Below are 19,535 nucleotides of genomic sequence, written 5' to 3'. Positions count from 1 at the left end.
CGTTCACGGACTTCGGGGGAAAACTTGTTCTGCTTGCTCATAGTGGCTCCATTCTCTCAAAGGTTGGAGCCTCCGCAAAACCCGGGGCGATTCATCCTGGATATTCGCCAGGAGACGGGGGGAAGCTTTGGTGAGTTCATCGCCGATTGGCCGGGCGCCGACATCATCGGCTTGTGGCGTGTGTTGGGCAAGCGCGGCACACGCCTGGGCGGACGTTCGGCTCCGGGCTTCCTGCGTCTGGCAGGGAAGGATACGTTTTTCCTGACCAGCGACGTGGTTGCGCGTCTGACGGCTGCGGGCGTCATCGACCATGAGCCCGGCAGCCAGCGTGACCTGCAGACCGTGCAGGACGCTTTCAATCAGTTGCAGCAGGATTCGGGAAGGCCCTTGTGCCAGCTGTCGTCGCTGCTGGCGTTGAGCATCAATCCGACGTTCTAGCCATCAGGCCCGCCGGCCAGGCGCCACGCTTGCGCCTTCGATGCCATGCCTGTCCATGGCGTCGAGGATGAATCCGCTGCGCTTCATGTCTTCCACGAATGCGGACAGGAATGCCGCCGCCTGTTCTCCCCGGCTGCGCGGCACACCCATCGCCTGGCGGATGGTCATGAAGCTGCCGGGGATCAGGCGCAGGCCTGGATGTTTCGATGCATCGGCCTCCAGTTGCTGGCGCACGCCCGCAGCGACTTCGGTATTCTCGCGCAGAAAGGTTTCGACGACGGCAGGCGACGTCGGCGCTCGCGTGATTTCGGCCTGCCTGATCTCGCGGCTGAGGAACAGATCGTATGCGCTGCCTTTGCCCACTGTGACGCGGATGCCGGGGCGGTCGACTTGCTCCAGCGCGTGTATGGGCGATGCCTCGCGCACGAGATAGGCGCCTTCGATGTGTATGTAGGCATCGGTGAATGCGATGTCGGCGGCCCGCAGAGGGTCTATGGCGAAAAAGCCGATGTCCGCCTTTTCGCCGGCGACGGTTTCGACGGAACGGCCTGCGCTTTCCAGGACGACGAGCTCCAGCGAAACGCCCAGGCGTTCGGCAAAGGCGCGGGCCAGATCGATGGAGACGCCGGCGGGATTGCCGTCGCCGTCGCGTCCGGCCAGGATGGGATTTCCAAGGTTGATGGAGGCGCGCAGATGGCCTGCGGGCGTGAATGCGGAGAGAATCGATGCGTCGGGTTTCATGATGAAGACGGAGCCGATGGCGTGAATGTCAGGCGCTTTGGCGGGCGGATCTTCCACCGCAGCACAGGTCGATGCGCGTGGGTTCCAGCGTATCGCCGAACCAGGCATTGATGGCGGCCAGCCGCTTGCCCAGATAGAAGGGCTGTCCGGACTCATCCAGTTTCATGCTCAGATCGTGGCCCGGAACCAGCAGGGTATCGGGAATGCGTTTCCAGATGTCCCAGATGAGTTCCAGGCTGGCCTTGCTGGTCTGCGCGTCATAGGTGTCGTTGACGCTGAGGGACAGGAGCTCCGCGCGGTTCTTGGCGGCATCGCCGGTAAAGAGGATCGCCTGTCCCGGAAGGTCGACGTGAAACAGCAGATGGCCGGGGGTATGCCCCGGAGAGGCGATGGCCGTCATGCCGGGCAGGAACGTCTCGCCGTCCGCAAGGCGCCTGACTTTCGGCGAAACCGCCAGCTCGCGCACGTACAGTTCAGGCAGGGGATTGAATCCCGGCGGCTGGGCGGCGGCCCACGACAGCTCGTCCGCGCCGATCCAGACAGTGGCGTTGGGGAACAGGGTGAAGTTGACGGCGTGGTCGTAGTGGGCGTGGGTGAGCACGACGTCCGTGATGTCCTCGGGCGAAACGCCGCAGTTCTTCAATTGCTGTTCGAGGAAATGGCGCACGCCGAATGCGCCGACGTCCACCAGTATGCTGTGCTGGCTGTCGCGCAGCAGCGTGGTCGTGCTCCAGCCCAGGCCGCCGTTGCAGACCGAGCGGCCTGGATAGCCTTGCACCAATACGTCGATCTTGTACATGATTCAGTCCGCCTTGACGTTGGCATCGATGATCAGCTTGCGGTACATTTCCAGATCCTCCTTGATCTGGCGGGCGAATTCCTCCGGCGTGCCGGCTATGAGCTCGTTGCCTCCTTCCTTGACCAGACGCTCGATGACATCGGGCTGTCTGGATGCATGGACGACGGCTTCGTGCAGTTTCGCGATGATTTCCGGCGGTGTTCCCGCAGGAGCCAGCAGCCCCTGGAATTGCGTGATATTGAAGCCTTTGTAGTCCAGTTCCTGCATGGTCGGGATGTCGGGCAGCGCCTCCGCCCGGACGGGACCGGTTACCGCGTATCCGCGCAGCTTGCCAGAGCGGATGTGCGGTGTGGCGGTGACGACTGTGTCGAAGGTGAATGACAGCTGTCCGCCCAGAATATCGGTGAGCGCCTGGGCATTGCCTTTGTAGGGAATGTGCGTCAGTTCCGTTTGCGTCATGACGGACAGCAACTCGCCGGCGAGGTGCCCGCCAGCGCCGATGCCGGCCGAGCCATAGGTGAACTCGCCGGGCTTCTCTTTTGCCTTTCGGATCAGGTCGTCGACGCCGGTGATGGGCGAGCGCTCCGGCACGACCAGGACGTACTGGTAGCGCGTGATCTGGCTGATGGGCGCCAGGTCGGCGATGGGGTCATAGGGCGTCTTGTTCTTGTACAGCGATGGATTGACCACGAGAGGGCCGCTGGCCGTCACCGTCAGCGTATAGCCGTCGGGTGCGGCCTTGGCGACAAAATCCGTGCCTATCATGCCGTTCGCCCCGGGCTTGTTCTCCACGACGAAGGATCCTCCCAGTTGCTCCGACATTTTCTGCGCGATCAGCCTGGCGGTGATGTCCGCGGCGCCGCCTGCGACGTACGGGACGATGACGCGTACTGGCTTGGAAGGATAGTCGCCGGCGGCGGTTGCCATCGAGGGAAGCAGGGCGGCCATGGCGAAGGCTGCGGCGGTCATCATTGTCTTCATGGTTTGTCTCCTTGGGTTTGGGCTGGGCAGTCGTTCAGGCAGTCTGGCCGGCGTGCTGCCGCAGCAGGTCCAGCACTTCGGCATCAATGGCGATGCCATGGGTCTTCTGGTGCGCCATCCTGGCCAGTTCGATTTCTCCGGGCTGGATGACGGGGCGCGCGGGATCGGCGGGCTGGCTGTCGTGCAGGATGGAGGCGAAGTCGTTCATGCGCTCCGTCAGCCATTGCGTTGATCCAAGCTTGCGGGTGTCGATCAGGATGAAGAAATGCCCCAGGTTCTGCGGCTCGTCCGGCGCATCGACCCAGGACTTGACATGGGTCAGGTAGGCCGCGTTGGACAGCAGACCGGCGAACAGGTCCACCATCAGCGCCAGGCCATAGCCCTTGTGCCCGCCGATGGGCAGCAGGAATCCGTCCAGCGCTTCCTTGGGATCGCTGGTGGGCTTGCCGGCGCTGTCGGTCGCCCAGGTGTCGGGAATCGATTGGCCGGCCTTCAGGGCATTGCGGATCTTGGCGCGAGCCACCACGCTCATGGCCATGTCGAGCAGGAAATGATTGCCCGAGGGATTGGGCACGGCAAAGCCGATGGGACTGTTGCCGACGCGCGCATCGGTGCCGCCCCAGGGAGCAATGGTCGTCGTCGCGTTGCTGCCGATAATGCTGGCGTAGCCAGCTTCGGCGGCCATCAGGCCGTAAGGGGAAATCGGTCCGAAGTGGTTGCTCTGGCGCGCGAAGGCCATGCCGATGCCGCACGCCTCGGCGGCTTCCATGGCGGCGCGCAGCGCATGCATGCCGACGAGCGGGCCGATGCCGTTGTCGCCGTCCACGAGGCGCAGGCCCGCCGCGGGCTTCTGGATGCTGATGTCGGCTTTTGCGTTGATGCCGCCCACTTGCAGGCGGGAGCCGTAGGACTCGATCCGGCTCAGGCCGTGCGTGGACAGCCCGAACAAGTCCGCCAGCACCAGGATCCTGGCGACATCCGCCGCATCCTGGGGGGGGAGTCCAAGGTTCTGGAAGGCGCGGACGCCGAGGGCGGTCAATTCTTCCTGGGGGACAAGTACCTTGTCGGTCGTTCGGGTGTTCATATGCGGTTTCCTTGGAGGATGGAGGACTATTCGACGGAAAGCCTGGCGCTGCGCACGACTGTGCCCCATCGGCGTTCTTCTGTGTCGATGAAAGTTGCGAATTCGGCGGGACCGGCGCCCGAGATTTCGCTCGAGTCGTATTCCAGGCGTGTGCGGACCGACTCCGATTCGAGGGCGGCCAGGGCGGATCGATGCAGGCGTTCGATGACGCCGGCCGGTGTTCCCGCAGGCGCCAGCAGCCCGAACCATTGAGAGCTTTCGAAGCCTGGATAGCCTTGTTCTTCTACGGTGGGAACGTCGGGTAGGACATCGAGGCGCTGCCTGGAACCGACGGCGATGAGCTTGATCTTGCCAGCCTGCGCGGATGGCAGCAGGCCGGGAGTGCCCGCCGAGGCGGCATCGATGAAGCCGCCGAGAAGATCACTGAGCGCCGCTCCGGTACCTTTGTACGGGACATGCGTAACATCGATTCCCGTGGCCGTCTTGAGCATTTCGAAGGCGAGATGGCCGGCGCTGCCGCTGCCAGCGGAGCCGTAGTTCAGGGCGCCGGGCCTGGATTTCGCGAGAGCTACGAACGACGGCAGGTCGTTCGCATCTACGCCTCCGCCGACGGCGAAGATCATCGGCAGCTTGGCCAGCAGCACGATGGGAGCAAAATCCCGCTTGGGATCGTACGACAGCTTGGCAACCATGGACGGGTTGACCGCCAGCGTGCCGACATGCCCCAGAATCAAGGTGTATCCGTCGGGCCTGGCGCGCGCGACCTCCGTCGTCGCTATCGTGCCTTGTGCGCCTCCCTTGTTCTCGACGATGACCTGCTGGCCCAGGTCTTTCGACATCTCGGCGGCAACGGCCCTGGCCACGACATCGGAGCTTCCTCCCGGCGCATAGGGGACCAGCAGGCGAATAGGGCGCTCAGGCCAGGTTTCCGCCTGCACTGCCGAAAACGGCAGCAAGAGCAGCGTACTGCACAATAGACGACTCAGGATCCGGCTGAGTGGAACTGCTTGCTTCATTGATGGCTCTCCTCATAGTTATTGCGCTCCGTGGCGACTTGCTGTGCATTATGAGAATGGCCAAAGATAGAGTAAAGTGCAAAAATTCGATGGATTTTTGACGAAAACGCATGAAATTCGATCTGGGCGATCTACGGGCATTCCTGGCCGTTGCCGATCTCGGCAGCTTCCGCGCCGCGTCCGAGGCGCTGCATTTGTCACAGTCGGCCCTGTCGCGCCGCGCGGACAAACTGGAGGAAGCCCTGGGGGTGCAGTTGCTGCTGCGCACGACGCGAAAAGTGGAGCTGACCACCGTAGGCCGTGGATTCGTGCCGCGTGCGCGCAGCGTGCTCAATGAACTCGAGAATGCGCTCGTCGGCATCCAGGAGGTGTCGGACCGCCTGTCGGGCCTGGTGACCATCGCCTGCGTGCCGTCGGCCGTCGCCTATTTCCTGCCGGGCGTGGTGCGCAAGTACCACGAGCAATACCCGCGCATCAGCATCCGTATCATCGACGAGTCATCTTCGCAGGTCCTGACGGCGGTGGCGCGGGGCGAGGCGGACTTCGGCCTGACCTATATCGGCGTGAACGATGCGGATATCGACTTCAAGCCTTTGCTGGAAGAGCCGTTCGTCGCGGCGGTCCGGCGCGATCATCCCCTGGCGCAAAGGGATGCCGTCGATTGGGCCGACCTGTGCGACCATGAATACATCAGCCTGGCGCAGGGCAGTGGAAACCGTTTCCTGATCGACCAGGCGCTGGCGCACAGCGGCATGCGGCCGCGTCATTTTTGCGAGGTGCAGCACGTGCCCGCGCTGGTGAGCATGGTGGAGGCGGGGCTCGGCGTAGGCGTGGTCCCCCGGCTCGCCATGCCGGACGAAGAGCATGCGTCGCTGGCGAGCGTGCCGCTGCGCAATCCCGAGGTCAGCCGCACCATAGGCCTGATCCACAGGCGGGGCAAGGCGCTCAACCCCGTTGTCAGGCTGCTCTACGACATGCTGGTGAGCAGCGCCAGCGAACGCTGAGAGCGTCGATACGAAACAGCGAAAGCAAAAGGCCTGCGATGCGGATCGCAGGCCTTTTGCGTTCGCCCGCCGGCGCGGACGCCGGAGGCCTTGCATGGGATCAGGATATGAATCAGTCCTGGCGGCTGGTGACTTCCAGCAGGTGATAGCCGAAGGCCGTCTTCACGGGACCCTGGACTTCGTTCAGCGGAGCGCTGAAGACGACGGTATCGAATTCACGCACCATTTCGCCGGGGCCGAAACTGCCGAGCTCGCCGCCCTGGCGGCCGGATGGGCAACTGGAGTGTTCGCGCGCCAGTTGAGCGAAGTCCGCGCCACCCTCGATGGCGGCCTTCAGTTCGTTGCATTTGTCTTCGGTGGATACCAGGATGTGGCGGGCGGTGGCTTGTGCCATTGATGTTCTCCATTCAGTCTCCAGGGAGGATTCCCTGCATCGGCGTTATGGTAACGCGCTTTGAGCTTTGAGATCAGGCGCGCCAGTGCTCTTCGAGCGCCTTGGCCAGTTGTCCGGTGACCGCCCGGGCCTGCTCGGGCGCATAGGGCAAGGCGGGGTGCCTGCCCCACACGGGGGCGGGCCAGGCATCGTCGTCCGTTTTCCTGGCGATGACGTGGATATGCAGTTGGCGTACGACGTTGCCCAGCGTGGCGATGTTCATCTTGTCGGCGTCGAACAGCCGCTGCATCACGCCGGCGACCAGCGTGGATTCGCTCCACATCTGTTGCTGCTCCTGCTGCGTCAGTTCGAAGACCTCGCCGATATCGTTCCGCTGCGGCACGAGAATGCACCAGGGATAGCGCGTGTCATTCATCAGCAGCACGCGGCAGAAGGAAAGATTGCCGATGAAGAGTGTATCGGCCTGCAGCCGGGCGTCTAGGGAGAACATGGGATGATCCGGATGAATGGCATGGGCGGCGTTTTGCCGGATGCCGCCGGCAAAGCGTATGAGCTGCAAGTATAAGGCCGAGGCGCCGGGCGTCCAGGCGGCTATGCCGGAAACCCGTAAAGCGCCTGTGGGTTCAGATGCAGGATCTGCCGGCGCGTGGCGGCGTCGGGCATCCAGGCCGGCCATTGCGCATGAAGGGTGTCGGACGGGATTTCCCGGAAGCGGCTGACCTCCAGGCGATGCAGGCCGGGCTCCCGGTTGGTGTGGGGCCAGTCGCTGCCCCACAGGCAGCGTTCCGGATTCGACTGGATCAGGCGCTGCGCCAGTTGCACGACCTGCTCGTGCGGCAGGTGCGTGCCTGCGATGCGGTAGGGGGCGGACAGCTTGACGTAGTACTGGCCGCCGGACAGCCGGTCGCAGATGGCGCGTATGCCTGGATGCGCATCCGGCGTATCCGCCGGGATCATGGCGAAGTGATCGAGCACGACGGGGATTCCCAGCTTGTCCAGCCAGGGCAAAGAAGCGACGATCGTTTCGAAGACCGCATACACCTGCAGGTGCATGCTCAACCGCCGCATGGCTGGCAGCCATGCCGCGACCTGCTGCCGGGCGCGGTCGGACTCGCGCTGGCCGCTGCTTTCCAGGTTCAGGCGCAGTCCGGCCACATTCCGCTCGGCCAGTTGCTCCAGCAGGCTGGCCGGACTGTCCTGCGCGATGACGGCAACGCCGCGAGCCGCGTCGCCCAGGATTTCCATGGCGTCCAGCATACAGCCGTTGTCCGTGCCGTAGACGCTGGGCTGCACCAGGACGACGCGCTGGATGCCGCAGGCCTGCATGTGCGCGCGCAGGGCCTGCGTATCCGCTTGCCCCGGCGTGTAGTGCCGGTTCTCCATCATGGGATATTCCCGGCGTTCGCCGAAGACATGCACGTGGCAGTCGGTGGCGTAGTCCTGTGCTGGTGTGTTCACGGTGTCCTCGCGATCGGTGGTTCAGTGCGGATCAGGCGGAAAGGCGCGCGACCAGGGCGTCTCCGGTTTCGCGGGTACCGAGGCGTCCGCCGACATCCTTGGTGGCTTCGCCGTTGGCGATGGCATCGGCGACCGCCTGGAAGATATCGTTGGCCGCGGCGCTGAAGGCGCTATTGCCGGTCTTTCGCCCATACCAGTTCAGCAGCATGGCGGCGGAAATCACCTGGGAGAACGGGTTGGCGATGTTCTGGTCGGCGATGTCCGGAGCCGAGCCGTGCGCCGCCTGGCCCATGGCGTATTGCGTACCGGCGTTCAGGGATCCGCCCAGGCCCAGGCTGCCCGAAAGCTCGGCCGTCAGGTCGGAAAGGATGTCGCCGAACATGTTCGTGGTGACGATCACGTCGAAGCGCTGGGGGGCGCGCACCACGTGGGCCATCATGGCGTCCACGATGAAGTCGTCGACCTGGACCTCGGGGAATTCCTGCGCAACCTTGCGGCACTCGTCCAGGAACATGCCGTCGCCGATCTTCAGCACATTGGCTTTGTGCACCAGGGTGACGTGCTTGCGGCGCGTCATCGCCAGCTCGAAGGCCGAGCGGGCGATGCGTTCGCAGCACTGGCGCGTGATGCGGCGCAGCGATACGGCGACGTCCGGCGTGATCAGCATTTCGCTGCCGCCGGATTCGATATTGCGGTCAGCGTAGAAGCCTTCGGTGTTCTCGCGCACCACGACAAGGTCGAACTCGCCCAGGCGCGCCGGCATGCCGGAATAGGTGCGGGCGGGGCGGATATTGGCGAAGAGGTCCAGGCTCTTGCGGAAGAACTTGGAGGGATTGATCTCGCCCTTGGCTTCATCCTTGAAGTCGTAGGTGGACATGGGGCCGAGCAGCAGGCCGTCGGCCGCCTTGACCTTTTCCAGCAGGGCCGGCGTGACGGTGGCGCCGTGCTGCTTCAGGCTGGCGTGGCCGGCGATATCGTGCTCCAGCACGATGTCCAGCTGGCGGCGCCGGGAGACGGTCTCCAGGACGCGGGTGGCGACTGCGACGGTCTCGGGGCCGATGCCGTCGCCGGGAAGGACAATGATTTTCATGATAGTGAATCTGTCGTGATGGATGAAAAGGGACGCGGGCGAGGACCGCTTCAGTCGATCGTGATGTTGTTTTGCTCGATCAGCGCGCGGTACTTGTCGACTTCGCCGCTGACGAAGGCGCGGAATTCGTCCGGAGTATTGCTTGCGACGGCGCTGCCATCGGCAATGAAGCGGTCGCGCAGTTCCGGCAGGGCAAGCGCTGCGTTGATCTGCTGGTTCAGTGTAGCAATGATGCCGGCATCGGTGCCCTTGGGTGCGAAGACGCCGCCCCAGAGGCTGTAGTTGAATTCGGGCAGGACGGTTTCGTGGATGGTGGGCAGGTCGGGCCAGGCCGGCAGGCGCTCCTTGGTGGTGATGGCGAGCGCGCGCACGGCGCCGGACTTGATGTGGCCGGCCGCGGCGGAAAGGCTGGAGAAGAAGAAGCCGACCTGGCCGCCCATGATATCCGTCATGGCCTGGCCCGCGCCCTTGTAGGGCACATGGATCATCTTGGTCTTGGTGCCGGACTCTAGCGCCACGGCCGCCAGGTGGCCGGGGGTTGCGGTGCCCGAAGAGGCGTAGGCGACATTCTCGGGCGACTGCCTGGCCGCGGCGATCAGTTCCTCGACTGTCTTGTAGGGGGATTGCGGACCGACCAGCAGCACCAGGGGAGAGTTGCCGACCAGGACGACCGGTTCCAGGTCCTTCAGTGTGTCATAGCCGGCGGCCTTGTTCACCAGCGGGATGACCACGGCTTCGCCGGTCTGGCCGAGCAGCAGGGTCAGGCCGTCCGGCTTGCTGCGGATGACCTGGCGCGTGCCGAGCAGGCCGGATGCGCCGGGACGGTTTTCCACCACCCATGTCTGGCCCAGGGAGTCGCCCATGGGCTGAGCCAGCAGGCGGGCGAATACGTCGCCCTGGCCGCCGGGAGCATAGGGCACGATGACGGTGACGGGGTGAGAGGGGTAGTCGTCCTTGGCATGGGCGGCGAAGGGCAGCAGGTTGAGCATCAGGCCGCCGGCGCTGGCGCCGAGAAATTGGCGCCGGCTGGAGCTGTTATGGGATGGGCGTTTCATAGTTTGATCTCCTTGTCGGATTTATGCTTCGAGGGACGAGGCGGACCAGGCCCATGCCTGATGACTGGCCATAGGTCAGTCCGCCTGTTGGATCGGGGGCGTGGGCGCACCGCTTTCGCGATACATCTTCAGCCGTTCCAGATAGGCCTGGCGGATGTGGTGGCGCGCGGCTCCGGCGGCTTCGGCAGGATCGTGCCGCGCAATGGCGGCCAGTATCTGCCGATGCTCCTGGACCGCCTGGGCGGCGCGCTGGTCGGTGCTCAGCGTGCTGCGTCCCAGCAGATAGGTCGTCTCGGTCAGGGACTGCAGCGACTTGATCAGGAACTGGTTGTGGGCCGCGCCGTAGATGGCTTCGTGGAAGGCCAGGTTCAGGGCTACGGCATCGGCGCCGGGCTGTTCCTGCTCCTGGAGGATGGCTTCCATGTTGAGGATCTCGGCCTCGGTCGCATGGCGCGCGGCGAATTCCGCCGCGGCGGCTTCCAGGATCTCGCGCATGGCGTAAAGCTCGCTGACGCTTTTGCGGTCGAGGCTGGTGACGACCAGGCCGCGCCTTGGCTCGTGCGTCAGCAAGCGTTCATCTTCCAGTCGCTTCAGTGCTTCGCGCACGGGAGTCCTTCCCAGTCCCAGCGTTTCCGCGACTTCGACTTCGCGCAGCCGGAGGTTGGCGGGGAAGGCGCCGGTCAGGATGCGATGCTTGATTTCCTGATAGGCGGTGATGAATTGCGTGCTGTTGCGAGCAATGGGCATGGCTGTGGTTTCCTATTGCGTGGGAATCGAAGCCACAACTTTATCCCACATGTCCATTTCCTTATCGAGGTGAGCCTGGAAGTCGGAGGCGGTGCCCGTGAACACATTGCCGCCTTCCGAGGCCAGGCGCTTGCTGATCAGCGGCCTTGCCGTGATTTCGTTGGCCAGTTTGTTGATCTTCTGGACGATCGCGTCGGGCGTGCCCGCCGGAGCCAGGATGCCCCACCAGGTGGAAATGTCGTAATCGGGGATGCCGGATTCCTCCAGCGTGGGAACATCGGGGAACAAGGCGGAGCGCTGCCTGGTCGTGACGGCGAGCAGGTCGACGTTGCCGGCCTTCACGTGCTCCAGCATGGTGGGCATGGTGGCGAAGAACAGTTGGACCCGGCCTGCGAGCAGGTCGAGCGTGGCGGGGCCGCTGCCGCGATAGGGAACGTGCTGGATGTCCAGGTTCGTGCGCTGCTGGAACAGGGCGCCGGACAGGTGGTTGATGCTGCCGGGGCCCGAGGAGCAGTAGTTCAGCGTGCCGGGCTCGGCCTTGGCCAGGGCCAGCAGATCGGGCACCTGCTTGAGCTTGAGCCCCTGTGTAGCGACGAGCATCAGCGGGCCGGTTCCCAGCAAAGCGACAGGCGCGAAGGCCTTGCGCGCGTCATAGGGCAGCGATTTTTCCCATGCGGCGTTGGTGGCGAAGGTGGACGTGGCGAACAGCAGGGTCAGGCCGTCGGGCGAGGCATTGGCGACGCGGGCCGCGCCGATGGATCCGCCGCCGCCTCCGCGATTCTCGACGACGATGGGCTGGTTCACGAGGGTGCCCAGTTCCTGGGCGAATTCGCGGGCGAGACTGTCGGTGCCTCCGCCAGCGGCGAACGGAACGACCAGCGTGATGGGGCGCTGCGGCCAGTTTTCGGATTGCGCCAGCACGGGACTGGCGCAAAACAGCAGGGCCGCGAAGGATGCAGCGGCATAGCGATGAAAGCGTTTGAGCATGATTGGATTCGTCTCCAGGATTTGGTGGAATCGGATATAGGTATTCTTGGATATATTTTTGCATACAAAAATATATCTTTAAAGCGGCAAATGTGGATGGGGAGAAAAAAAGTTATGAGAAATTGCAACGGAACGCCGACGGGATCGGGGAAATCCATAGGGAAGATGCCGCGTTGACAGGCCGGATGCCAGGTCTTAACCTGCCGTCGTGCATTGCGAAAACATGTGGAAATAGAAAGATTCGAATAAGTCCGTAAAGGAGACAGGCGATGAAGATCAGCGGGTTTTTGAAGACCTTTGCCGCAATGGCGGTACTGTGCGCGGGCGCCGCGCAGGCGAAGGTCAGCGTGATGCTGCCGGCCAATCCCGGCGGCGGCTGGGACTCCACGGGCCGGCAGGCGTTCCAGGCCCTGAACCAGGCGGGCATTTATACGGGCACCGTCAACTTCTCGAATCGCGGCGGCGCGGGCGGCACGATAGGCCTGGCGGAATTCCAGCGCTCGCAGAAAGGCAAGGCGGATGCCCTGGCGGTATTCGGCGCAATTACGGTGGGTGCGATCACGCTGAACAAATCACCGATAGACCTGAGCCAGTTCAAGCCCGTGGCGCGGCTCACGGCGGAATACCTGGTGCTGGCGGTCAAGGCGGATTCCCCGCACAAGACGCTGGGCGATTTCGTCAAGGCTCTCAAGGCCAATCCGGGCGCAACGCCTGTCGGAGGCGGTTCCGCCGGCGGCGTCGACCATATCGCGTTGGCGCTGCTGGCCCAGAGCGCGGGCGTGCCAGTGCCTTCGCTGAACTACATCCCGCAGGCGGGCGGCGCCGATACCGTCATCGGCATCGTCAACGGTACGCTGCAGGCCGGCATTTCGGGCATTTCCGAGTTCCAGCAGTTCGCGCAGGAGGGGCGCATCCGCATCCTGGGCGTCACCACGGCGGAGCGCCTGAAGGCGCTGGCCGATGTCCCCACGTTCAAGGAGTCCGGCTTCGATGTCGAGATCGCCAACTGGCGAGGCATCCTGGGTTCCATCGACATGCCGGAAGCCAATCGCCAGGAGTGGATCGAACGCTTCACCAAGCTGAGCGAAAGCGATGCCTGGAAGGCCGTGCTGGAAAAGCAAGGATGGGATCCCTATTTCCTGGCGGGCGACGCCTTCGGCGAATTCATCCAGAGCGAGAGCGGCAGGATCAACCAGATCCTGAAAGATGCCGGGCTGAGCAAGTAATGTGCTGCCGGAGCATGGCATGACCGCGCGTCAAAGCGCAAGCCTCGGCTCCCAGGCCGAGGCCGAGCGAGGCAGTACCCATATGGCTACATCGTGGCTGCGCAAGGGACCATGGTGGCTGGGCCTGGGCGTAATGCTTATGGGAGGCGTTTGCCTGTATGCCTCGTCGGAGCTGGCCGCGACCGCGCAGTACGCCGCCATCGGCCCTGGCATGTTCGTGTCCGGCGTCGGCATCGGGTTGCTAGGGCTGGGAGTGTTGCTGCTGATCCAGGTCGCCAGGGGCGAAGTGTTCGAAGCGCTGGAGGCCGAGAACGCCGCCTCGGACCAGCCCATGGACAAGCGGGCGTTCTGTACGGCCTTGCTGGCTGCGGCGCTGCCTTCCCTGGTCATTGAGATACTGGGGCTTCCCGCCACGGCCATGCTGTCGTTCATGCTGGTGGCGCGCGCCTTCGGCTCGCGGCGCACCGTACTGGACCTGGTCGCGGGGTTTGCGCTTGGCGGCGTCAGCTGGTTCCTGTTCGGCTGGCTGGGACTGCAATTGGGCGGATTCTTTCCGCTGGCGGGCGTGTGATGGATACCCTGGGTCTGCTGCTGCATGGATTCGAGGTAGCGCTGACGCCGGCCAACCTGATGTGGGCCCTGCTCGGGTCGATGCTGGGCACGGCGATCGGCATCCTTCCGGGGATCGGCCCGGCCCTGACCATCGCTTTGCTGCTGCCGGTCACGATTTCCGTCGGGCCGGTATCGGCGTTCATCATGTTCGCTGGGGTGCTGTATGGCGCCATGTACGGCGGATCGACGACTTCCATCCTGATCAATACGCCGGGCGAGGCCGGGTCGATGATGACGGCGCTCGAAGGCAACAAGATGGCCAAGGCCGGGCGGGGCGCCGCCGCGCTGGCGACGGCCGCCATCGGCTCGTTCGTGGCGGGCACCATCGCCACGCTGATGCTGACGTTCGCCGCGCCGGTGGTGGCGGAGCTGGCATTCCTGTTCAAGCCCGCGGATTATTTCGCATTGACCGTGCTGGCGTTCACTTCCGTCGCCGTGGTGATGGGCGCGTCGCGCGTGCGGGGATTCGTCTCGCTCTTCATCGGCCTTGCGCTGGGCGTGATCGGCATCGACGCCATGACGGGGCAGCCGCGCATGACGTTCGGCATCGCCGACCTGCTCGACGGGGTGGAGCTGACCGTAGTGCTGGTATCGGTCTTCGCCGTGGGAGAGATCCTGTACGTGGCCAGCCATTATTCGCATGCGCAGGACCAGATCATTCCGGTCAAGGGCAAGGCCTACATGAGCCGGGAGGACTGGAAGCGCTCATGGAAGCCCTGGCTGCGCGGCACGGTAATCGGCTTCCCGATGGGGGCGATTCCCGGTGGCGGCTCGGAAATTCCCACCATGTTGTCGTATACGCTGGAGAAGAAGCTGGCGAAGCAGCGCGACGAATTCGGCAAGGGCGCCATCGAGGGCGTGGCCGGACCCGAGGCCGCCAACAACGCCGCGGCCGCCGGCATCCTGGTGCCGCTGCTGACGCTGGGCCTGCCCACGTCGGCTACGGCGGCCATCCTGCTGGCGGCATTCCAGAACTATGGCTTGCAGCCCGGCCCCTTTCTGTTCACCAGCAATCCCGAGCTGGTCTGGGGGCTGATCGCGTCGCTCTATATCGGCAACGTCATGCTGCTGGTATTGAACCTGCCCCTGGTCGGCCTGTGGGTCAAGCTGTTGCGCATACCGCGTCCGCAGCTGTATGCGGGCATCCTGGTGTTCGCCATGATGGGTATCTGGGGTGTTTCCGGCTCGGTGTTCGACCTGGGGCTGATGGCGGTGCTGGGCGTGCTCAGCTATGTCATGCGCGCATATGGCTTTCCCATTCCGCCGCTGCTGATCGGCCTGATCCTGGTCCCGCTGGCCGAGAACCAGCTGCGCACGGCGCTGGCGGCGGGGCAGGGCAGCATCCGCGTGCTGTTCGAGACGCCGATTTCCATCGCCTTCCTGCTGATGGCCTTCCTGTTCCTTTTCGTGCCGCTAGTGCTCAGGCGGCTGCGGTCGGCATAGCGCCCGTCCGGGCGGCATGCGAGCGGTTATAATCGACGGCTTGACTTGGCACACTGCCGCATCAGGCATGTGTCCAAACCATCCAACGATCCGGGCAATTCTCAATCATGACCACGATTCTTCAGAACATTCCCGCAGGCCAGAAGGTCGGCATCGCATTTTCCGGCGGCCTGGACACCAGCGCCGCGCTACTCTGGATGCGTGAAAAGGGTGCGATCCCCTACGCCTACACCGCCAATCTGGGCCAGCCGGACGAAGACGACTACGAGGCCATTCCCCGGAAAGCCACCGCCTACGGCGCGGAAAAGGCCAGGCTGATCGACTGCCGCGCCCAACTGGCGGCCGAAGGCATCGCCGCCCTGCAGTCCGGCGCGTTCCACATCTCCACCGCCGGCATCACGTACTTCAATACCACGCCGATCGGACGCGCCGTCACGGGTACGATGCTGGTAGCCGCGATGAAAGAAGACGACGTCAACATCTGGGGCGACGGCAGCACCTACAAGGGCAACGACATCGAGCGCTTCTACCGCTACGGCCTGCTGACCAACCCGGCGCTGAAGATCTACAAGCCCTGGCTCGACCAGAACTTCATCGACGAGCTCGGCGGCCGCGCGGAAATGTCGCAGTACATGCAGAAGGCGGGTTTCGACTACAAGATGTCGGAAGAAAAGGCTTACTCCACCGATTCGAACATGCTGGGCGCCACGCACGAAGCCAAGGACCTGGAATACCTGAACGCAGGCATCAAGATCGTCAAGCCCATCATGGGCGTGGCGTTCTGGCGCGACGACGTCGAGGTCAAGGCCGAAGAAGTCACGGTTCGCTATGAAGAGGGCCGTCCCGTGGCGCTGAACGGCGTCGAGTACAGCGATAGCGTCGAGCTCATCCTGGAGGCCAACCGCATCGGCGGCCGGCATGGCCTGGGCATGAGCGACCAGATCGAGAACCGCATCATCGAAGCCAAGAGCCGCGGCATCTACGAGGCTCCGGGCCTGGCGCTGCTGCACATCGCCTACGAGCGCCTGGTGACCGGCATCCACAACGAAGATACCATCGAGCAGTACCGCATCAACGGCCTGAAGCTTGGCCGCCTGCTGTACCAGGGCCGCTGGTTCGATCCGCAGGCCATCATGCTGCGCGAATCCGCCCAGCGCTGGGTGGCGCGCGCCGTGACCGGCGAAGTGGTGCTGGAGCTGCGCCGCGGCAACGACTACTCCATCATGGATACGCGCTCTCCCAACCTCACCTACCAGGCCGAGCGCCTGACGATGGAAAAGGGCGAGTCCATGTTCTCGCCGCGCGATCGCATCGGCCAGTTGACCATGCGCAACCTCGACATCGTCGATACGCGCGACAAGCTGTTCACCTACACCAAGGCAGGCCTGCTGGCCCCGGCCGCCGGCGCTGCGCTGCCGCGCCTGAAGGACGGCAGCGAAGAGAAGTGAGGGAGTTTCAGCAAGCGGTTAGGAGTCAATACTGACCGACTTGCCGATACCGGCAGAAAACGCCGCGAGATTCACGTCTCGCGGCGTTTTCGTTTTGGGAACCCGGCAAGATCGAGCGGGGGCTCGGCTTGCAAGGCAGTGGGTGGCTTTCAGTGCGCCCCGGCGGCGGCTTCGGACGCACCGCCTCCGCTTCTTGCTGCGGACTTGGGGCGGGCCAGCCAGACCAGGCCGGTGAGCAGCAGGAAAATGACCGCCGAGGCATAGAACACATCGACCGCCGACATCGTGAACGCCTGGGCATTGATGAGGCCGTCGATGGCGCTGAGCGCTTGATGGTCCGACATGCCCAGGCCGTTCAGGGTCTGCAGCGTATGGTCGAACGCCTGCTGGCCCGGCCGCGCCGTTTCGGTGAGTTGCGCATGGTGCAGGGTCGCGCGGTTTTCCCAGAGGGTGGTGGCGATCGAGGTGCCGAAGGCGCCCGCGGTAAGGCGCAGGAAATTCGAAAGCCCGGAGGCGGCCGGTATGCGCCAGGGCTCGATGCTGGAGAGCGTGATGGAAGTCAGCGGCACGAAGAAGGCCGCCATGGCCGCACCCTGGATGATGGTCGGGATCATCAGCGTGCGCACGTCTGTCTGCGTGTTGAAGCCGGCGCGCATGAAGCAGACCAGCGCGAAGACGATGAAGGCGAACGTGACCAGGTAGCGCGGGTCGCGTGTGGCGAGCATCTTGCCGATGATGGGCGTGAGCAGGATCGCCAGCAGGCCGACGGGCGCCGTCACCAGGCCGGCATAGGTTGCGGTGTAGCCCATGTTGCTCTGCAGCCAGAGGGGCAGCAGCACCACATTGCCGAAGAATACGCCATAGGCCACGGCCAGCGTAATGGCTCCCACCGAGAAATTGCGTTCCTTGAAGAGACGCAGGTCCACGACCGGATGGGCGTCGGTGAGCTCCCAGATCAGGAAGAAGACGAACGCCACGACGGCCACGCAGGCCAGCAGAATGATGGTGGAACTGGCGAACCAGTCCAGTTCCTTGCCCTTGTCCAGCAGGATCTGCAGGGCGCCCACCCAGACCACCAGCAGCGCCAGCCCCACTTTGTCGATGGGCAGCTTGCGCGTGACGGATTCGCGCTTGCTGTAGATGCGCCAGCTGATCCAGGCGGCCAGCAGCCCAACGGGCACGTTGATGTAGAAAATCCACGGCCAGCTGTAGTTGTCGGAGATCCAGCCGCCCAGCAGCGGACCTGCTACCGGCGCGACCAGCGTGGTCATCGACCACACCGCGAGCGCCATGCCGGCCTTGGCTTTCGGAAAACTCGCCAGCATCAGCGCCTGGGAGAGCGGGATCATGGGGCCGGCCACCGCGCCTTGCAGCACGCGGAACACGATCAGAGCTTCGAGCGAAGGCGAAAAGCCGCAGAGCCAGGATGCCAGCACGAAAAGCAGGGTGGAGATCAGGAACAGCCGCACCTGCCCGAAGCGCTGCGTGAGCCAGCCCGTCAGCGGCACCGTGATGGCGTTGGCCACGGCGAACGAGGTAATGACCCAGGTGCCCTGGCTCGTGCTCACGCCCAGGTCGCCGGAGATGGTCGGAATGGACACATTGGCGATGGACGTGTCCAGCACGTTCATGAAGACTGCCGTGGACAGCGCCACCGATCCAATGATGCGGGTCGCGCCTTCCAGCGGCGGATAGGTGCCGGAAGGCTGGGCCTGAGGCTCGGGGGCCGACGCGGGCTGCGCGCTGGCGTTCGTGCTCATGGCTAAGTCCTCAGCCATGGACGAGGGCGGTTGCGGCGTCGTCCGAGGCCAGGTTGTCCCGGATGACCTGGCCGACCAGCGCGTCGATCTCGTCGTGCGGCGGTTCAAAGGCGCGCGTGGACCATGCAGGCTCCGTGCGACCGGCTTCGGCCGGCGGCTTGCCGCCGTCCTTGCCGACATCCACCTCGACGTTCATCGACAGGCCTACCCGCAGCGGGTGCCTGGCAAGGTCTTCCGGATCCAGCGCAATGCGCACAGGCACGCGTTGCACGACCTTGATCCAGTTGCCCGTCGCATTCTGGGCCGGCAGCAGGGCGAAGGCGCTGCCGGTGCCGGCATCCAGGCCCGCCACGACGCCGTGATAAGTCACCGATCCGCCATACAGATCGGCCGTCATGGTGACGGGCTGGCCGATGCGCATCCTGCGCAATTGGCTTTCCTTGAAGTTCGCTTCCACCCAGGCCTGATCCAGGGGCACCACGGTCATGAGGGGCGTGCCTGGCGCCACGCGCTGACCGACCTGGGCGCTGCGGCGCGCCACTATGCCGGAGACGGGGGCGGGCAGGACTGTGCGGGAGTTCGCCAGCCAGGCATTGCGCAGGCCGGCTGCTGCTGCGCGCACATCGGGATGGTTTTCGACGGTGGATCCGTGGGTCAGCGCTTCATTGGTGGCGAGTTTGGCGCGCGCGGCCGCCAGGGCGGCCTTGGCCTGCGCCAGCCCGGACTGCGCACTTTTCAGCGCGGCCTGGGCATGCAGGATTTCCTCGCCGCTCACGCCGCCCGATCTGGCAAGCCGCTGGCGGCGGGAGGCATCGCTCTGGGCGCGCGTCAGTTCGGCCTGCGCGCGCTGGATGTCCGCCTGGCGCAGCTCGACATCCGCGGCCAGCGCATCGTTCTGCGCATAGTAGGTGCGCACCTGGCGCACGGTCTGGGCCAGCCTGGCCTCGGCCTGCCTGAGCGCGATTTCCGTATCGGCAGGGTCGAGGCGAAGCAGCGGCTGCCCGGCCTCGACGGTTTCGGTGTCGTCGGCCTCGATGGCCACGATGGTGCCGGGCACCTGCGGGGTGATTTGCACGAGATTGCCGTGCACATAGGCGTCGTCGGTGCTTTCGAAATGCGAACCCACGAGGGCCCACCATAGGCCATAGGCGATGGCGGCCAGGAAAAAGACTCCCGTCGCCATGAGAAGCAGGCGTTTGCGGGCGGGATTGGAAGCGGATTTGACTGCGGTCATGACGTCTGGAGTCCGGTA

General features: G+C 64.4%; 19 protein-coding genes and 1 pseudogene. 6 read left to right on the top strand and 14 right to left on the bottom strand.

The window, feature by feature from the left end; genetic code table 11:
* A pseudogene (locus EV686_RS17985) lies at positions 1-438 on the top strand (hypothetical protein); the annotation flags it as partial.
* 3 nt (positions 439-441) lie between these two features.
* Here the strand turns inward: EV686_RS17985 and EV686_RS17980 are convergent.
* Genes EV686_RS17980 through EV686_RS17960 form a run of 5 tightly spaced genes read right to left on the bottom strand, consistent with a single transcriptional unit; the run spans position 442 to position 5,059 of the window.
* On the bottom strand, positions 442-1,179 hold the full coding sequence (locus EV686_RS17980) for an ABC transporter substrate-binding protein (protein WP_132478342.1): 738 nt from the start codon (positions 1,177-1,179) through the stop codon (positions 442-444).
* Between the two features lie 28 nt (positions 1,180-1,207).
* Positions 1,208-1,978 (bottom strand): MBL fold metallo-hydrolase, encoded by a 771-nt coding sequence (locus EV686_RS17975; RefSeq protein ID WP_132478341.1) that lies wholly within the window; start codon positions 1,976-1,978, stop codon positions 1,208-1,210.
* Positions 1,979-1,981: 3 nt separating this feature from the next.
* The gene (locus EV686_RS17970; protein WP_243650952.1) at positions 1,982-2,959 is read right to left on the bottom strand and encodes a Bug family tripartite tricarboxylate transporter substrate binding protein; all 978 of its coding nucleotides are present in this window, start codon (positions 2,957-2,959) and stop codon (positions 1,982-1,984) included.
* 34 nt (positions 2,960-2,993) lie between these two features.
* Positions 2,994-4,043, bottom strand: a complete 1,050-nt coding sequence (locus EV686_RS17965) for an Ldh family oxidoreductase (RefSeq protein ID WP_132478340.1) — start codon at positions 4,041-4,043, stop codon at positions 2,994-2,996.
* Positions 4,044-4,069: 26 nt separating this feature from the next.
* Positions 4,070-5,059: a Bug family tripartite tricarboxylate transporter substrate binding protein gene (locus EV686_RS17960; RefSeq protein WP_132478339.1), complete on the bottom strand. Its 990-nt coding sequence runs from the start codon at positions 5,057-5,059 to the stop codon at positions 4,070-4,072.
* A 110-nt stretch (positions 5,060-5,169) separates the two neighbouring features.
* Here EV686_RS17960 and EV686_RS17955 point away from each other — a divergent pair, with 110 nt between their 5' ends.
* Positions 5,170-6,063: a LysR family transcriptional regulator gene (locus EV686_RS17955; protein WP_132478338.1), complete on the top strand. Its 894-nt coding sequence runs from the start codon at positions 5,170-5,172 to the stop codon at positions 6,061-6,063.
* A gap of 112 nt (positions 6,064-6,175) precedes the next feature.
* On the opposite strand, the gene EV686_RS17950 is transcribed toward EV686_RS17955, so the two are convergent.
* The 7 genes from EV686_RS17950 to EV686_RS17920 form a co-directional block, all read right to left on the bottom strand.
* On the bottom strand, positions 6,176-6,457 hold the full coding sequence (locus EV686_RS17950) for a peptidylprolyl isomerase (RefSeq protein WP_132478337.1): 282 nt from the start codon (positions 6,455-6,457) through the stop codon (positions 6,176-6,178).
* 73 nt (positions 6,458-6,530) lie between these two features.
* Entirely contained in the window at positions 6,531-6,947 is a 417-nt protein-coding gene (locus tag EV686_RS17945; protein ID WP_132478336.1) for an HIT domain-containing protein, read from the bottom strand.
* A gap of 101 nt (positions 6,948-7,048) precedes the next feature.
* The gene (locus EV686_RS17940; protein WP_132478335.1) at positions 7,049-7,915 is read right to left on the bottom strand and encodes an amidohydrolase family protein; all 867 of its coding nucleotides are present in this window, start codon (positions 7,913-7,915) and stop codon (positions 7,049-7,051) included.
* A gap of 31 nt (positions 7,916-7,946) precedes the next feature.
* Positions 7,947-9,005, bottom strand: a complete 1,059-nt coding sequence (locus EV686_RS17935; protein WP_132478334.1) for an isocitrate/isopropylmalate dehydrogenase family protein — start codon at positions 9,003-9,005, stop codon at positions 7,947-7,949.
* A 50-nt stretch (positions 9,006-9,055) separates the two neighbouring features.
* Positions 9,056-10,060 (bottom strand): Bug family tripartite tricarboxylate transporter substrate binding protein, encoded by a 1,005-nt coding sequence (locus tag EV686_RS17930; protein ID WP_132478333.1) that lies wholly within the window; start codon positions 10,058-10,060, stop codon positions 9,056-9,058.
* 75 nt (positions 10,061-10,135) lie between these two features.
* Positions 10,136-10,807: a GntR family transcriptional regulator gene (locus EV686_RS17925; RefSeq protein ID WP_132478332.1), complete on the bottom strand. Its 672-nt coding sequence runs from the start codon at positions 10,805-10,807 to the stop codon at positions 10,136-10,138.
* Positions 10,808-10,819: 12 nt separating this feature from the next.
* Complete coding sequence (locus EV686_RS17920; RefSeq protein ID WP_132478331.1) at positions 10,820-11,794, bottom strand: tripartite tricarboxylate transporter substrate binding protein; 975 nt, start codon at positions 11,792-11,794, stop codon at positions 10,820-10,822.
* 269 nt (positions 11,795-12,063) lie between these two features.
* Here EV686_RS17920 and EV686_RS17915 point away from each other — a divergent pair, with 269 nt between their 5' ends.
* From EV686_RS17915 to argG, 4 genes are all read left to right on the top strand, one after another.
* Positions 12,064-13,020, top strand: a complete 957-nt coding sequence (locus EV686_RS17915) for a Bug family tripartite tricarboxylate transporter substrate binding protein (protein WP_132478330.1) — start codon at positions 12,064-12,066, stop codon at positions 13,018-13,020.
* A gap of 19 nt (positions 13,021-13,039) precedes the next feature.
* On the top strand, positions 13,040-13,591 hold the full coding sequence (locus tag EV686_RS17910) for a tripartite tricarboxylate transporter TctB family protein (protein ID WP_243650951.1): 552 nt from the start codon (positions 13,040-13,042) through the stop codon (positions 13,589-13,591).
* Positions 13,591-15,075: a tripartite tricarboxylate transporter permease gene (locus EV686_RS17905; RefSeq protein WP_132478329.1), complete on the top strand. Its 1,485-nt coding sequence runs from the start codon at positions 13,591-13,593 to the stop codon at positions 15,073-15,075. Before EV686_RS17910 ends, EV686_RS17905 begins: the two co-directional genes overlap by 1 nt.
* A 107-nt stretch (positions 15,076-15,182) precedes the next feature.
* Positions 15,183-16,523 carry an argininosuccinate synthase gene (argG, locus tag EV686_RS17900; RefSeq protein ID WP_132478328.1) on the top strand — a complete coding sequence of 447 codons (1,341 nt, stop codon included), beginning with the start codon at positions 15,183-15,185 and terminating at the stop codon, positions 16,521-16,523.
* 149 nt (positions 16,524-16,672) lie between these two features.
* Here argG and EV686_RS17895 read toward each other — a convergent pair whose 3' ends face one another.
* Both EV686_RS17895 and EV686_RS17890 read right to left on the bottom strand, forming a co-directional pair.
* Positions 16,673-18,283, bottom strand: a complete 1,611-nt coding sequence (locus tag EV686_RS17895; RefSeq protein ID WP_243650950.1) for a DHA2 family efflux MFS transporter permease subunit — start codon at positions 18,281-18,283, stop codon at positions 16,673-16,675.
* A 10-nt stretch (positions 18,284-18,293) separates the two neighbouring features.
* The gene (locus EV686_RS17890; RefSeq protein WP_132478327.1) at positions 18,294-19,517 is read right to left on the bottom strand and encodes an HlyD/EmrA/EmrK family protein; all 1,224 of its coding nucleotides are present in this window, start codon (positions 19,515-19,517) and stop codon (positions 18,294-18,296) included.
* Positions 19,518-19,535: the final 18 nt, after the last annotated feature.

This window comes from Paracandidimonas soli (assembly GCF_004342005.1).
Taxonomy (GTDB): Bacteria; Pseudomonadota; Gammaproteobacteria; order Burkholderiales; family Burkholderiaceae_B; genus Paracandidimonas; species Paracandidimonas soli.
The sequence above is the reverse complement of the archived record's forward strand: the minus strand, read 5'-3'. Positions and strand labels throughout refer to the sequence as shown.